The sequence below is a fragment of the Candidatus Pedobacter colombiensis genome, from assembly GCA_029202485.1.
Taxonomy (GTDB): Bacteria; Bacteroidota; Bacteroidia; order Sphingobacteriales; family Sphingobacteriaceae; genus Pedobacter; species Pedobacter colombiensis.
The window spans coordinates 2,564,963-2,580,261 of the sequence record CP119313.1 but is presented as its reverse complement, the minus strand read 5'-3'; the positions used below and the strand labels follow the sequence as shown (position 1 = coordinate 2,580,261).

General features: G+C 36.5%; 13 protein-coding genes and 1 pseudogene. 5 read left to right on the top strand and 9 right to left on the bottom strand.

The window, feature by feature from the left end:
* The first annotated feature begins 85 nt into the window (after positions 1 to 85).
* From P0Y49_11000 to P0Y49_10990, 3 genes and pseudogenes are all read left to right on the top strand, one after another.
* Positions 86 to 400 (top strand): annotated as a pseudogene (locus tag P0Y49_11000) (transposase).
* A gap of 3 nt (positions 401 to 403) precedes the next feature.
* Positions 404 to 742, top strand: a complete 339-nt coding sequence (locus tag P0Y49_10995) for a transposase (protein ID WEK21790.1) — start codon at positions 404 to 406, stop codon at positions 740 to 742.
* Positions 743 to 927: 185 nt separating this feature from the next.
* Complete coding sequence (locus P0Y49_10990) at positions 928 to 1,770, top strand: hypothetical protein (protein WEK21662.1); 843 nt, start codon at positions 928 to 930, stop codon at positions 1,768 to 1,770.
* A 283-nt stretch (positions 1,771 to 2,053) separates the two neighbouring features.
* Here the strand turns inward: P0Y49_10990 and P0Y49_10985 are convergent, their stop codons facing one another.
* Entirely contained in the window at positions 2,054 to 2,851 is a 798-nt protein-coding gene (locus tag P0Y49_10985) for a phospholipase D family protein (protein WEK21661.1), read from the bottom strand.
* Positions 2,852 to 3,288: 437 nt separating this feature from the next.
* Positions 3,289 to 4,320: an HNH endonuclease domain-containing protein gene (locus tag P0Y49_10980; protein ID WEK21660.1), complete on the bottom strand. Its 1,032-nt coding sequence runs from the start codon at positions 4,318 to 4,320 to the stop codon at positions 3,289 to 3,291.
* Between the two features lie 105 nt (positions 4,321 to 4,425).
* On the opposite strand from P0Y49_10980, the gene P0Y49_10975 reads away from it, so the two are divergent.
* Complete coding sequence (locus tag P0Y49_10975; GenBank protein ID WEK21659.1) at positions 4,426 to 5,304, top strand: YDG/SRA domain-containing protein; 879 nt, start codon at positions 4,426 to 4,428, stop codon at positions 5,302 to 5,304.
* Between the two features lie 76 nt (positions 5,305 to 5,380).
* Here P0Y49_10975 and P0Y49_10970 read toward each other — a convergent pair whose 3' ends face one another.
* From P0Y49_10970 to P0Y49_10950, 5 genes are all read right to left on the bottom strand, one after another.
* Positions 5,381 to 5,863 carry a KilA-N domain-containing protein gene (locus P0Y49_10970; protein WEK21658.1) on the bottom strand — a complete coding sequence of 161 codons (483 nt, stop codon included), beginning with the start codon at positions 5,861 to 5,863 and terminating at the stop codon, positions 5,381 to 5,383.
* A gap of 293 nt (positions 5,864 to 6,156) precedes the next feature.
* Entirely contained in the window at positions 6,157 to 7,290 is a 1,134-nt protein-coding gene (hxsC, locus tag P0Y49_10965; protein WEK21657.1) for a His-Xaa-Ser system radical SAM maturase HxsC, read from the bottom strand.
* Positions 7,290 to 8,795: a His-Xaa-Ser system radical SAM maturase HxsB gene (gene hxsB, locus P0Y49_10960; protein ID WEK21656.1), complete on the bottom strand. Its 1,506-nt coding sequence runs from the start codon at positions 8,793 to 8,795 to the stop codon at positions 7,290 to 7,292. The genes hxsC and hxsB overlap by 1 nt, the downstream gene beginning before the upstream one ends.
* Positions 8,792 to 9,154, bottom strand: a complete 363-nt coding sequence (gene hxsD / locus P0Y49_10955) for a His-Xaa-Ser system protein HxsD (GenBank protein ID WEK21655.1) — start codon at positions 9,152 to 9,154, stop codon at positions 8,792 to 8,794. Before hxsD ends, hxsB begins: the two co-directional genes overlap by 4 nt.
* Positions 9,144 to 9,866: a peptidoglycan-binding domain-containing protein gene (locus P0Y49_10950; GenBank protein WEK21654.1), complete on the bottom strand. Its 723-nt coding sequence runs from the start codon at positions 9,864 to 9,866 to the stop codon at positions 9,144 to 9,146. The genes hxsD and P0Y49_10950 overlap by 11 nt, the downstream gene beginning before the upstream one ends.
* A gap of 846 nt (positions 9,867 to 10,712) precedes the next feature.
* Between P0Y49_10950 and P0Y49_10945 the strand changes: the two genes are divergently transcribed.
* Positions 10,713 to 10,973 carry a hypothetical protein gene (locus P0Y49_10945; protein WEK21653.1) on the top strand — a complete coding sequence of 87 codons (261 nt, stop codon included), beginning with the start codon at positions 10,713 to 10,715 and terminating at the stop codon, positions 10,971 to 10,973.
* 382 nt (positions 10,974 to 11,355) lie between these two features.
* Here the strand turns inward: P0Y49_10945 and P0Y49_10940 are convergent, their stop codons facing one another.
* Positions 11,356 to 13,911: a hypothetical protein gene (locus P0Y49_10940; GenBank protein WEK21652.1), complete on the bottom strand. Its 2,556-nt coding sequence runs from the start codon at positions 13,909 to 13,911 to the stop codon at positions 11,356 to 11,358.
* Complete coding sequence (locus P0Y49_10935) at positions 13,901 to 15,214, bottom strand: hypothetical protein (GenBank protein WEK21651.1); 1,314 nt, start codon at positions 15,212 to 15,214, stop codon at positions 13,901 to 13,903. The genes P0Y49_10940 and P0Y49_10935 overlap by 11 nt, the downstream gene beginning before the upstream one ends.
* Positions 15,215 to 15,299 lie beyond the last annotated feature (85 nt).

The window sequence follows — 15,299 nt, the reverse complement described above, 5'->3', positions numbered from 1 at the left end:
AAGTTCTAATTTTTCATAGTCATGAATAAAATAACAAGAAGTCCCAACTGTTCATTTTGAACAGGTTATCAAGCGGGGTTGCGGCTTGGACGTTCACGGGAAGAACGTTGTAGCAACCATAGATGAAGAAGATTTGGTCAAAGAGACCAAATCTTTCGATACCTACACCAGTTCTTTGAGTGAAATACGCGATTGGTTACATGGACATTGGGTTAGCCATGTTGCAATGGAGAGTACCGGAGTATACTGGAAGCCTGTCTTTAATATACTTGATGCAGATTTCAAAGTGATTTTGGTTAATGCCCGTCACCTGAAAAATGTTCCTGGTCGAAAGACAGACAAGAAAGATAGCCAGTGGATCTGCAAGTTATTGCTTGCGGGCTTACTTAAAGCGAGCTACGGAATGTATCCGGGGAACAACGAGAGTGGTGGCAAAAAGATGAGCGGGCGAACGACACATGGCAATAAGTACCTGAAGAGCTTACTTGTAGAAGCTGCCTGGGCAGCGACACGAACTAAAGGGATTTATCTGCGTGCTAAGTACGACAGCATGGCGGCAAGGATAGGACGTAAAAGGGCGCTATTGATAGAAGGACATAAGATCCTGAATGCTGCCTATATTGTTCTAACCGCCAGGCTGTCTTACATGGCTTATTCAGTGGACGAGTTTGAGAAAAAACGTAACCAAAAGCATATTACACATTTGCAAAATGAATTAAAAGGATTGGGCATTAGTGTCTAATCCTGATAATGAAAGCCAATTTTGTTACTGGTGGGTTAGATCCCGCATATGAAACAGGTGTTGCACAGCTAAACACACAGGGTTGAGCTTAGAGCTCGAGGATGAAATTTTACAATTCTTGGCTGTGCTTTATTAACAAGATTAAAAACCGTTGACTTTGACTAGTCAACACAAATTATTTATAGATGAAACATAAGATCTTAATGTTACTTATGCTAGTTGCGTGTCAATCTTCCGCGCAAAAACTAACTAGTTATGATCAGAAAGGCAACAAATTAAAAACTGTCACAGAATATGTCAGTTTAACCGTCACTAATCAGCCCCCTATTTCACAACCTGCCGCTCCATCATCTTTTATAGGTGTGGTACTTGGTCCAGTGTATAATATTGCCTCAGGACTGGTGAAAGATGGGATTGAAAAGCGCAAAAAAAGCTATGTCGCTACCTATTCCAACAGTTCAAGTTTCAATTCGGATGAACTAAACCGCGTTGGGCAAAAAAAAAGACTTATCCTGAAAAGATACGCCATCAATGACCTGGGAGGACTAAAAGAGAGCAATCTTATGGCTGAATATACCTTCTTACTTTTACCATCCACTGCACCGGATCAATTAGAAATTCAATTAGAAACGATCCTGCTGAAAAGATCAAAAGCCAGATACCATGCGGATAATAACCTTTCGATTGGTATCACTATAAAAACCTCAGCCAGACAAAAAAAATCCTCAGTCCAGGAGAATGACGAAGACACTAAACTCGAAACCCTAAGCGGAGAAGGACTGATCAATATCCCAATATTAAAAGTAAACAATGACCCACAGAACCTAGGAGAAAATGAAGATATTATCAACAAAATCAGGCTTAAGGATATAAATTTCAAAACTCTAATAGATATTCAATTTGCCATCAGCATTACTGAAACTAATATCAGTCATATCGATCCGGGCATTGCACAAAACTTGGTTACCAACAATAGTTCAGATCTTCAAACCATTTTGAAAGCTATATTTAAGGTAAATGACAAATGATCAAAAAAAGGAGGGATTATGAGAGCATGGAAATGACCTCTGTGCGTATAAATAACTCTCTTAAATATGCTATGTTTGAACTAGTTGTCAACATTACCGGCTAAATAACTATAGATGATTTTTGATGAAACTTATATGTTGCTTGTTTTTTGTAATGTTTTGATTTGTAATTTGTTGTAGTTTGTGTATCGGCCGTTGAAACGAGTTTATTTCCATCTAATCTGTATTAGACAAGGGGTCGAAAACCTTCGGCTCCACCTATTTTTACGTGTCCCCGACGAGATTACTTACCCCAATTCTTTTTTAATACAGGCTTAGCAAAAGAAGTATCCCCATTAGATGCTTCACCAGTACAATGACAATACTTTTCTTTGTAATCTGGATTCCCATACTTAGCCCAACTTTTATAGGCTTCTGCGCAATAAGGTTTTTTTATATCAAAAGAAATCTTACTGCCTGTTCTTATACAGTATCCAGCTTTTAAAGCTTCAATAATTTCATAGTTATCATTGCAGTCAATGGTAATATCAGATCTTAGAAATCTTTTATTAAAGAAGCTACCCTCATAAATAGGTTTTCTTTCAAATACGGTTTTACTATACTTATCAATAATATCATAGCTGAATGCGTGGATTTGCCGGTCCAGAGTATCAGTTGATAAGCCGGTTAAAACACCACCAAGGCCTGCTATATCTTTTAAATAATTGAATTTACAAAGCACCCCCGACTCAATATTATTTTCTGCAGAAAAGGAGTGAAGGTTCATTGAAGTCATTAATGAGTAGGAGTCATTTGCATATATTTTTGCGTGTAACCGTTCACAATATTTGATAGTTATGTTTTTAAATTGTTTAAAAAACATAAAATCCTCGTTCGAAAGACTCTTTAATTTGTTCTCTTTATTTTTACCAAATACAATGATAACTTCTAATTCATCATCATTCAGCCTCTTTTGTAAAGCCTTTTTGTAAGAATCATGCAGCTTAATATAAGGCGATATAAGTATTAATTGTAATTCGGCTTCATTTATCATTGAAATGAGCCTGTCGTGTATTTCGAATCTGTTTATGAGTTCTGCCATTGAGCGTTATAGATTATTTAGTGAATTTAATGCTTTTAAAAATTATGTATTAAACTGTTTTATATATTATTTTCAATAATTCCCTTTCTCAGGAATACAATACCGAACCCCACCACGTGGATTCTCCATATCACCTGTATACCTAGGTATTAAATGACAATGGAAGTGAAACACTGTTTGCCCTGCGACTTCGCCGCAATTCATACCGATATTGAAACCGTCAGGCTTATACTTCGCCAATATTAGCGACTTAGCCACGTCAATTGTCTCAGTAAGTTTATGTCGCTCATCATTTGTTAGACTAAAATAATCTGCTCGAACAACATTCGAAATAATCAACAAATGCCCTGGCGAAACAGGGTAAGCATCTTCTATAATAAAGAAGTGGTGATTACGATATATGACGCTGTGCTCTGTTATATTTAAAAAATCTTTCATTAAAAACTGCCTGGTAACTCAACTTTAGGTTGCCATTTATGAATGGCTAATTCAGCCGCTAAGTTATATTGTTTTTCTAAAAACTGTATTCTCTGCTGACGCGTAGTGCCAGTCTGGTTAATGATCGTTTCTGCTAAGGGGTGTTTACTTTCAATATAGAACTCGTTCCTATTAAAGAGTCTTTGCAAGAATTTTCGCTCAGGTATTCGTGCTCGTTTATCATTATTTACTTGTGCGTCTGCAAGTACCAGATTCCATACGCCATTAATATTTGCACCTTCAGTATGATGTTGGCGTTTATGTACGTGTGGTAAAAAATGATCAACAGCACACATATTTATAGAATCCTTTCTACTAATCGAAATGTCTTGAAACGAGTAAAAACATTTGCCTTTCTGGTAGCCATTCAAAGCATCTCGAACAGAAGTAATGTTTACTCTATTCATGATTTTGTCTTGTACAAATAGGAGAGAGTCAACCTCACTATATTGCACTTCCAATAAATTCCTATTTACTTCCAAACTCCATGCAGTTTCAACTAGTTTCCATCTAGCTTCAACCTCTTGATCTAAGTTTTTATATTGGAAGGTATCAAGTAGCTTAAGTAAGTTATCAGTAATAACGATTTCCTTTTTACCTGCTGAGAAGTTTTTTTCATAAAAAGGTTGAGGTATTATGCCTCCATTAACATTTTGAAAAGCATCGATTACATTCACAAAACCTAGTTTCTCTGTATCTCGATACAGCAGGTCTTTACTAATTTCATTATTAATGTAAGCGCGACAACTATTTAAATATTTGCTGCTCCGTGAATTTCCCTGCTTATCATTAGCCCTAAGATGTTCTACTATATACCCTGCAAATGGGACAGATAAATCAGTTAAACTAATAGATGTAGTCTGGGCGCATATCAAATCCATCAAAGTCTTGGCAAAGGCAAACTTATATGTGGCAGAATTTTTTCCAAATAGGATCAATGATCTCCATTGAGATTCAAGTGAGGGGTCGTTAATTTGAAAAATTGCACTCATGATGAATCAATGTACAAATATTTAGGATTAATTGCAGAAAATTGGGATAATTAATAAAATTCTATATAATTGTCAATAAACCTGCATTGCAATCATAAATAATACATGGCTAGATCAATTATATTTGGAGAAATACCTGGAATTCCTGAAGGTCATTGGTTTGAAGGAAGAAAAGAGATGATGCCAACAAGCTTCCATCGGCAATGGGCGGCTGGTATAGATGGAAATGCAGCACAGGGAACGGCAGCAATTGTTCTTTCTGGTGGGTATGAGGATGATGTGGATAATGGAAATGAGATTATCTACACAGGAGCTGGGGGAAATAATTCTTCAAGTAAAAAGCAAGTAAAGGACCAAATTTGGGAGAATAGTGTGAATTCCGGCCTACTAAAAAGTATGAACGAAGGGCTGCCAGTTAGGGTTATTCGTGGTTACAAACATAAATCTCCTTTTTCACCGAAAACTGGATATACCTATGCTGGTCTATATAGTGTGGTAGATGCCTGGTTAGGCGACGGTCAAAGTGGATTTAAGGTCTGCAGATTTCGCTTGGTATATTCCGGAAAAAATGAAGAACGTAAAAACACAGAAGTAATAGAACTTGACTATAGTGGTAGAGGGACACAGCGGAAGGAGGGGGTAGTACTTAGAATTATCAGGAACACAAAAACGGCAAATGATATTAAGAAACTTTATGACCACTGTTGTCAAGTATGTGGTATCGCAATCAAAACACGATCTGGAAGATATGCCGAGGGTGCACATATAAGACCTGTCGGAAAACCGCATAATGGAGATGACAATCCTGATAATTTAATCTGTTTATGTCCCAATCATCATGTGATGTTTGATAAGGGCTGTTTTTCTATATTAGATGATCTAAGTTTGGTTGGGGATATCTCTGGGAAGTTGAATGTTATTTCAAACCATACACTTGAACTATCAAATCTTGCTTATCACCGTAACAGCCATGGTTATGATTGAGGTTGTTTGTGGAATTATATACAATGAGGATAAAATTCTGATCTATCGAAGGGCGGCGCATGTAGCACCATTGTTATTATAAAATTTGTATTTTTTTAAGTTGACTATTTCTAAAAAGTGATTTAAGCTGAAAAATTGCCATTAGATTTAGCTGTATAATTCGTTGCCTTTGCGCTAAGCCTGGAGAAATCCATGATGCGAATTCAAAAGCAATATCTTTATGTGCAAAGGTACCGCCATACCTTCCTGATTTTGAAATAATTCCAATTGCGTTTATTTTTTCAATCCATCTTTGAGGAGAAAGAACAAAGTAGTTATGGCCAGCTTCATTTTTAAACCTCTCGAATTCGAGAGGTTTAAAATCAACGTTGTTTAACACTTCCCAAAGTCCTAAAAATGCAATGGTACTTGTGCTCCTTATCCAGTTGTTAATGATGGCAAATGGATCATATTCATTTCTATACTTCGCAATATCTGTTAATGAAATGAAGTCTTCTTTTTCCTGCAACAAAATTGAGATCTCCCTATCTTGAACTTTAAGTTTGTTAGATTTGCTCATAATAATAGTTTTAGTAGTTTCTTCTTTACGCACAGTACAATACTGCTCATATACGCAAGTCTATATCAATTTGTTATTACGTTGGTAAAAAAATCGACATTATTTTAGTTTTATATTATGGATATACAACAGGAAACGGCCTTAACATTATTTTTAGATTTAGTTGCAGAGCTTAGCGAAGTTAATAAGAAGTTAAGTACAACATTTGGTCAGCAATTATTTCTAGTTCATCAATTGCTTGTAAATGATATTTTAACAATTAAACAGAATCACGAAAGCGTTAATATGTTTAATTATAATTGAATCCCCTTTATATGGGCGCTATGCTTTTTCTGTCCGGAGGCAAACAGTCCTCCACATTGTGCTATAGCCCCACAAGACTGGCACTCATCAAGGTAAACATTTTTCCAATCGGATATCGATTTTCGGGAGTACTGCCACAATTCCCGTGGCAATAAACACAGTTGCGAATTATAGATAGAAACATTCATGTCTTTATCAGATAGAAACGTTACCGCATCTGTTAGGTCGTCCATATAATCAACAGGATCAATCCATAACTTATCAATGTTAAAGGGGGTATAGCCTTGATGTTCCAGTCCCATAAAAGTAATATGTTCCACAAACGGCAGGTTCTTGTAAATGTACTGGGCTAGTTTTTTTAGGCGGGGAATGGATTGCTGATGTAAAACGATCCTGATTTCAATTCGTAAGTTATTGCGCGCTAAATTATATAGCCCTTGAATGGTTTGATTAAATGCATCCTTAGCTTGTACGATGTAATCGTGCGTCTGATAAAAATCTGAATACAAGGGAATACCTAACATTAACTTATCATATTTCATTGCACCTAGTTTATTTGCCAGATTAGGCCAAGCGAAAGACCTTCCATTTGTTAAACAATGTATATCTGTATCTGGCAATTCGGACTGAATCATGGCTAAAAGTTCATAAAACAGGTTTCCAAGTAAAGTGGGCTCGCCTCCTGTGATACCTAATTCGACACAGTCTTTTGGAATTAAGGGGATTAATTTTCGATGTAAGTTATGAAGATAGTATATGTCTTCTCTGTCTCTTGGCGGCTGAGAGCACATCAGGCAATTGCTGTTGCATCTTTCTGTTGCCAGTAAGAAATTTTGATGGGAATTTGCTCTATACAGCGTATTGATTACCCCATCAGAATTGATGACGATGATATCACCCTCATTAAGATGACTAAGGCTTTGAATACTGTGTACAAAATGCTGCGAAAAAACTATTGGATTTGCATTTAGATTGGTTAATATAGCAGCAAAGTCATTGTTCTCTACAAAATAATCCTCACAAATCAGCACTTGATTTTCTGATGAAGAATTTCGATTTCTTGTAACCCGTGCCACTATTGGCTCAGTTATGTTTGAAGTTTTTCCTTTTGTTTTCAGTAACATTAGTTTCCTCTAACCCAATTGTTAAATAATTTTAGAATTTTAGGATCCGAATCCATCAATTCAAACAAATGTTTAATGATGGCCATGTTTTTCTGACAGAAAACATTTGTAGGCCTGTGGCCGTACATATTTCCTTGCGTTGAATGGCACAATACAGGGTCTGCACCACAATATGTTTGAAAAGCGCAATCTGAACAACCTGGTAAAGATTCGTTAATACCCGCTTCGGTGATGTCTACAGCAAGATCGCTGTAAAATATTTCATTGTAAGTACTGGTATCCAAATGCCCTAGTTGAAAGGTGAAATCACTCATTTCAGCCAGCATCCGAGCCTCATCAGAAGCGTAAATCTTTCCGTCGTAGTTGAAAACAATAACATTGTTGATCATTCCCGCCGGTGATTGAAGATCAACATAACCAACGGGGAAAGGGGTAAGTATCTTTTTTAATAAAATTGTGGCGTAATCTTCCCTGAATGATGAACCATTGAGGTTGTAGTTTATAATTCTGTTTAAACCTTTCTTATAGAACTCTATAAAGCGGTCTGTATTGTATTTATTTTTCTTCTCATTTCTGGTCGCAAATCCAAATGGACTTATTGGTCTTAAAAACATGCTTCCAAAATTCAGCTTGAAATATTCATCGACAATTTCATTTGGAAAATCGAGTGAAAGGGCAGAGGTTGTCAGCAGCGCTGATACCCGGTCGTTACCTAATATTTCACGTGTAAGTTTAATCCCTTTTAATGCAAGTTGGTGGCTATCATTACCTTTTTTATGGCGGTTTTTATTGTGGATAAATTCCGGTCCGTCAAGTGAAGTGGAAATAAGAATGCTATTTTCTTTGCAATATAATAGCATCTCAGTGGTAATGGGAGCTAGGTTGGTGCAGATGACAAATGTTATTTCTTTGTTATGGGTTAGTGCTGCTAACTTAGCTTTTTCTACTCCGTATTTGATATGATCAAAAGCTAATAGGGCTTCTCCTCCCTGAAACTCCATGGTAACATGCGGGTTAGGAGACTGCATCATCAGTTCGATTCCTTTATCGATATGCCGTTTACTCATATCAAAGGAATTTTTGTCTTCGCTAACCCTTGATACCTGGCAGTAATGACAGGTATGTTCGCACCGCAAGGTGATAACGAAGATGTGCAAGGCAGTAAAATGATCCAGAAAAGATTTTTTAGTTCTATAACGGGTTGCCAGCACATCAATCAGTACGGGGATTTTGTCTTTAGAAATGAAGAAATTAGCTATTAAATCATTGTATAGTTCATAATCGGCTAGACTATCTAACTGTTTAAGAATGATTTTTTCGGCAGTACCTTTATCAACAATCAAAAAATCTCCAATTTCGTTGACCAGTATTTCTCGCCTTGGATTTAATGCTATAAAGCGAAATGGAAGTAAATAATATTGATTAAAGGTCTTATCCTCATAAGTAAGAAAATCGTTGAATTTTCTGCCCTTTTTTCCCGGATTTCTATCCACTACAGCATTCATATTTCAGTAGGATTAAACCCAACAGGATCGGAAACATTACTTTGGGGTACTCCGAATTCCTCGAAATTGGCAAATGCTTTGGCAACGATCAATTCTCGTATGGTTTGGGTTTGCTGATTTACGATTTCACGTAGTTTGAAGTCGATAAGATCTTGTTTTATCCGGCTAATAACCGGTTTAAAATCACAAAGTGAATCGGCTTTCAACGTCAACAGAATATGACATTTCAGATTGTCGGGATTGATGTCAACCTCAAAATCACTGGTATACCAGTAAAAACACTTATAAATAGTTTCAATAGAATAGTTGTTCAGACTAAGATAAAATGAACACTTATTACCTTGAATGTTACACTCCATCTACCTTTTCCTTTAAGATTGTATGTGTTTTTTCATTAACTCTTCCATCGGGTTTTAATTCATTTTCGTTCTGAAATTTCGTAACTGCCTTTTCAGTTTTTTCTCCATAGTACCCGGTAACGGGTGTTTCGTAACCTACTTCTTTTAATAGCTTTTGCAGATACTCAACATCAATGCCCTCGCAGCCCTTGTATAAGGTGCGATAATGAAATCCTATAATTTCAAGTGTAGACGTTGAGACAGCGTTAGTTCCTGTGTAGTTGCTCTTGTTTTTTGTTTCCGACATGATCGTGGATGATCGCTTGTTGGTTTTTGGAGTCGCTTTTGTTGTAGGCGGCGCATAAGTTGAGGTTGGTGGTGGTGTGTAAACTGATGTGGGTGCAGTAGTTGTTGTACGGGGGGGAGTATAACTGGACGAAGAAGAATAATGGGATGAGTGTGAAGCGTGAGATCTGTGTGAGCTATGCGAGCTGTGTGATCTGTGCATAAACAATAGGCTTTTCTCCAGGTTACTGTTTAGTCTGAGCATAAACTGTGGTTTCAGTTCCTTTTTTGCAGCGAGTTCTTCAATAGAACTTAAATTTTCATTAACAGGTACGCTCAATTCAACGGCTTTGGCATTAGTTGCAGTGAGCGTACTAAGTGATGCAGAGATTACTGCCAGTGTTCTTTTAGCCAGGTTCAGAACCCCATTTTTCTTATTAAAACTCATTTCTATCTTGGTTTAGTTAGTTCTTATTTTGAATTTTCAGATATATTGATTTCCATAGCGGATAATGCTGGGATGGAGTAATAATGATAAGCTGGAGTTCAGTGTTAATGCTTGAATGTCTATCATGAGCGAGTAGCGTCTTAGTATTCGGTTAATTCAAATTTTAATAGATTATTTCACAAAACCAAATTTTTAACCAGAATAATAAGACGAAAATCTAATAGCTGCGATTTATTTTTCTGTAAGGAGAAGGTGGAATGGAGAATATCAGCAAAGGCAAATTATTTATGATGTGCCCTAAGGTCTTAATAACGGTTAACAGGATGATACGGTTTTTGAAGTGTCTCGCGAAAGGATTAATCGGAGAAGGCGAAGATGTTGTGCTGATTTGCTAGGGGCTACTGACATAAAACGGCAGTGGAAAATTGAATTTCTTTTGTAATTTGTGGGGAGTGTAAAGTGAACTGTGTCAACATCACTTTACACTCCCATTGGTATGGCGACAGTTCGTCCGACCGAGTTTATCATTCTTAGGTTTATGCATAAAATGTTAGACTAATACTGGGTTAACTTTATTAAAGAAAGATACGAGTGGAACATTTAATAGGCTCAGTTATACAAACAATCAATTAACCACCACTAAATGTAATTAGACATGAAAAAGAAAATCATAATTTTTGGAGTTTTATTTTTAATACTCAACTGTGTTAAGGCACAACAGACTAAAACCTTCGATGCAAAGAGAGACTTAGACCTAGTTCATGACAACCGCACCGCCTATTTATTTCGTTGCTTCTTGACTTAGTTGAGTTGAAAGCTTGGTTGGGTACCATAATTAAAATCATTATGGAACAATCAAAGTTATTCAAAGTGGCTGAAGTGGAAATCACATATAAGCCTAAATTTAAAGTTTCAGATAGACCGCAAATAAGCACCTCTAAGCAGGCTTATGATATATTGATACGGCAATGGGATCTGGGAAAGATAGAGATGTTGGAGGAGTTTAAGATCCTTCTATTAAACAGAAGAAACCGCGTACTAGGCTTAGTCAATATTTCAACTGGTGTTGGTTTCTCCGTATCTTTTTTAAAAGGATTCCAACCTTGACTAAGTGCTTTGTTAAATTCAAATGCCAGCTTATTTAGAAGTCTCTCTCTGTCATTTATACTGTCAAAATTGATTGGGATTGATGTTTAGATTTAATCGGTCCCCATTATATTCTCTTAATCGTTTACCATTGTAATAAAAGGTAACATAGGCTCTGTCTTCTGCATTTTTGGGAAGAACAGTTTTTGGTTGTGTAAACATGATTTGGCGCATCTAGTGACGCATTCAAACCCTCTTGTTGGTTAATTGATTGACTTGCAGCGTAGTTCAGCGGATAGAATAGAAGTTTCCTAAACCATCAGTTTGATCCAGCTTTTTAATATGTGTTTGCGCAACTCGTATATAATATGCAATGTATAGTAGTTCAGGAATGTATATTTCATTATAATGAATATTTATAAAGGGTGTCTGGATCAATAGCTGTCTGATTGGAGAAGTTGTTGTTAGAATAACGGTCTCCATATCCGATGTTTGCAAGTTTTAGTAGCGGTTTTTGAGGATTCTTTTTGTTTATAATTTTACGAAGAATCAAACACCAGCCGTCATGGGGATGAAAATAATAATCATCGCTATTGGGAGATGCGCTGATGATTTGGCGAAGATGGTTTATCTCTTGTTCTAATATGGCTGTAAATTCATCTGATTGTAATGCTTCGGGAGAAACTTGACTTACTTCCTCGAATGAAGGAGGAGGAGTATCATCTGTCGAGAATATATATATGATGTTAAGTAGGTTAATGTTTATGTAATGTTCAGTTGTGTCTGGGGACAAGCTTTCATTGATGTGTCTATAAACAGCCATGAGGGCTATGGTTGAGCTATAAAGGTTTCTGCTGTAGGCTAATAATTTATTAAATTGAGTTTCATTCGATTTGATTTTAAAACCACTTTTTTTTGCCCAAAGAGAGAAACTACCCAATATAGTAAGTACATAAACACTCCAATTTGGTTTCTTGGCATCAAATGGGAGTGGAAGAACGGTCTCTTCATATATGCTACCAGCTTTTTGGTATTTTTTTAGACTAATCTGTAATAGAATTTGTATTAATATCAATAAAACACTGATGTCACTCAATTTTGGAGGATGTTCTTTGCTATCGTTGGCTTTGCGTTCTAATAACTCCTGATAAGATGTCAGGAATTTCTCCATCTTTCGTCTCATTTTCTCGATGTCAGAACTCTTAACCTCTAGATTTTTAGCCTTACTTTTACCAGTCTTTCTTCCAAGAGATTCATTCACATTTTCTGTTTCTTCCTCATCCATTTGTTTTTCCTGCTGATCATCAAACATCTCTCTGCGATAGGAAAAAAGAGCTTCCCAGAGTTCATTATATCTGTAATGTGGATCTTTAAATTCAGTCTCATGAAATGATAAATCGGCTAGTTTGATCGCTTCCTCATAAGATGAGTTACTTTCTTTCTCTGAAATTGTTCGCCCGCTATTTTCCACGGTACTTGCAACTTGAGTACTAGCTATTTTTTCTCTGTTTTCTCTCTCTTTCTGTAGGGTATATAAATAATCAATTATTTTTTCTGACGCAAAATCCTCAGTTCCGATCAGCTGCCTGATTTTTTGAAATTGACGATTCTCAGGGTTGGGACTTGTGTCCTCAAAGGAATCTATATCTGTAATGAATTGACTATTAGAACTAAGGGAATTATTGATGTGTATCTCCACATAGAATGCTTTAGCTTTTGGTAAGATGATTGCCATTTTGGCTTTGCCTTCTTGAAGATATCGAGTTTCGCTATGAAGGATTTCCGCTCTTTGATCATATATGATTATCTTAACGAGTGGATATCCGCATGTACTCTGGGTAAATATGGTGAGACAGTCGAGTTGTCGTTCGGCTGCTGTGATGAAGGTCAGATAACTTCTTTGGTACTCCGCGTCATACTCTTCCTGCTTGGGTTCTTTAAGATCTTCCATTCTGACAACATCTTTAGGGTCTATTCCCATCTCATCCAGTAAATCGAAACCGGGCTTACGGTATAATAAGCACGCTTCGTAATTTTGTTCTCTAAAAATTTCAGAACCAAAGGCAGCCATTGAGGCGTTAGCACTTCCACTGATTAAATAGTGATCTTCATCGCAGCTAAACTGGATTTGTTTGGTGTGAAAAAAATTGGGATTAAATTTTTTATTTTTCTGATTTGACCAATTATAGAAATTAATTTTGTGATTAATTTTCATCTTTGATGGAAAGCTGCCAAAACCTTCTTGAAGAATAATGTTTATCTGCTTTGGATTGAATGTTTTATCCAGAAGTGTGATGAAATCCCCCTTGGTATCATAATACGGAGAGGCGATTGTAATTTCATTTACCTTTTTCTCAATTAATATGTCTTTGAGACGCGGGAAAATAGCTTGTTCTTTACTATTTGATACGAAGAAAAGCTCTTTTTGTAGGTTTGGTTTTGGGGATTCATTTAGATTCTTAATTGCCGCGCAGTTTTGTTCAATATTGAATACGATCTGTGCTGCGCAAGCACCCAATTCCAGTAATATATTTTTAAGGTATTGCCAGATTTCCAAAGTCAGGACTGCATATTCACTATGTTGATCGCCAGCATGAACTGCATTCCAACTTTCCAAGTTTCTGCCGTGCCCGCAAAGGCTAAGGTTTCCAGATCCTAATAGAATCAAGATTTCGTTGTCTCCTGCCAGAAATATAATTTTCGGATGAAAAGATCCCTTTGAATCTATTCCATGAAGGGAATAATTCCTTTTTTTTCTATCACTAAATACTGCAAATTTGGCCAGTTGTTCGCTAAGCATTCTAGCATCTGCTAGTACAGATATATAGTTGATCTCTTTTTGGTTAAGCAAGGGGATAACCTGTTCTTCGAGGTAATATAGATTGAGTGAAAATGTCGTCATTATCACTGAATGGAACTTCCCTTTGGGAATGTTTTCTAATAGTGCTCTACTTTCCATATCTTTCTAGAATTTCCAGACCTCTTTCGTTAATGGAAATATCTTTATTTTCATTATTTAACCAGTCGATATCTATCAAGAATTGTATGGTATTCTGCAGCCTTGGACTTGTTCTACCTGGAAAAGTATCTTTGAGCTTCCATACCATGTTTTCTTCGATCATGTAGTTATGCGGTATTCCCATACCTATTCTGCTTTTAGCGTAAGAAGAGTAGGTGTGCATATTGATGACTGTGTGGAGTGTTTTTACAAAAAAATCCTTTAGTTTAATTTGTTTATTGCTCTCTATATGCTGTGTCATAAGCAATAGTAGGTTTCCAGTTCGGTCAAAACGGAACTCTGGTAATTTTATGATTTCTGCGATTTGATCTTTCAAATAAAAAATATCTCTATATACTCCAATCATGGTGTAAACCGCATGTTTGAGACAGCTCCCTGTGGCTCTATTTCTGAAAGCATTGATTGTTTCTAGATTGTGTTCATGGGTGCTTAAATCGCTTTGGTGTTTCTTTACTAAAAGTTCTTTTAAATTTGTTTCTTCTATAGATATGTCTTCCTTAATAAATGATTCTTCTACATCGTGCATGATTTGATTGATTACTTCTTGAATAGCCTGGGGTTCATGATCAATGTTTTGCAGAAAACAGCCATGGAAATGCTCCATAGAAATATGAAATAATTCGCTAAGCTCATAAAAACACCAAAATGTGGATGCGTCCGTTTCAATTTGGCCCCTGGACAGCACTTTATTGTTGTTTTTTCTTAGAAAATCAAGCGTAATCTGTGCTTGCCGTTGAGGGCTGTTACGTAAATGTTCAAGCAGCAGCAAAATGGTTTCTCTACGATGAAAACTATTAACACTATGCATCATACTATCAGGGCCGAGTAGTAAGTTCTGATATATGCATTGCTCTGCACTGTTAAATGATATATGATTTAACGAAAAAGGCTGTAGTTCTTTGAGTGTAGTTCGGTCTAGGTTTCCTTTTTCGAGGATTTGAAGAAATAATGTTGCTGTCTTTTCACCTATTTCTACATTGAAGGCATCTGCGAGTGCTTTTCCGCTGGTGGTGATTGTATAAACTGAAATTTTACCACTAGGAGGGCTGATGAGTCCGAACTCTCGGACGACCCCATTGTAGTACTGCCCGAATATTCCAGTCGGATTTATCCAATATAAGCCAATTTCTGTTTTTTCTTCATTCAGATCAGCACCTGAGGCCAGGTCAATTTTATCAGATATATACTTCCTTGCAAAATTACTTCCGCCAACTCCGTTTTGTAGCGGGTAATTTTCTACCATTAAGTAGGATAGTAGTAGTTCGGCTCTGCGTAGCAATCTAATTTGTGTAGATAGGGTGTATTGGTTTTCGTATTTTTTTAGGTAT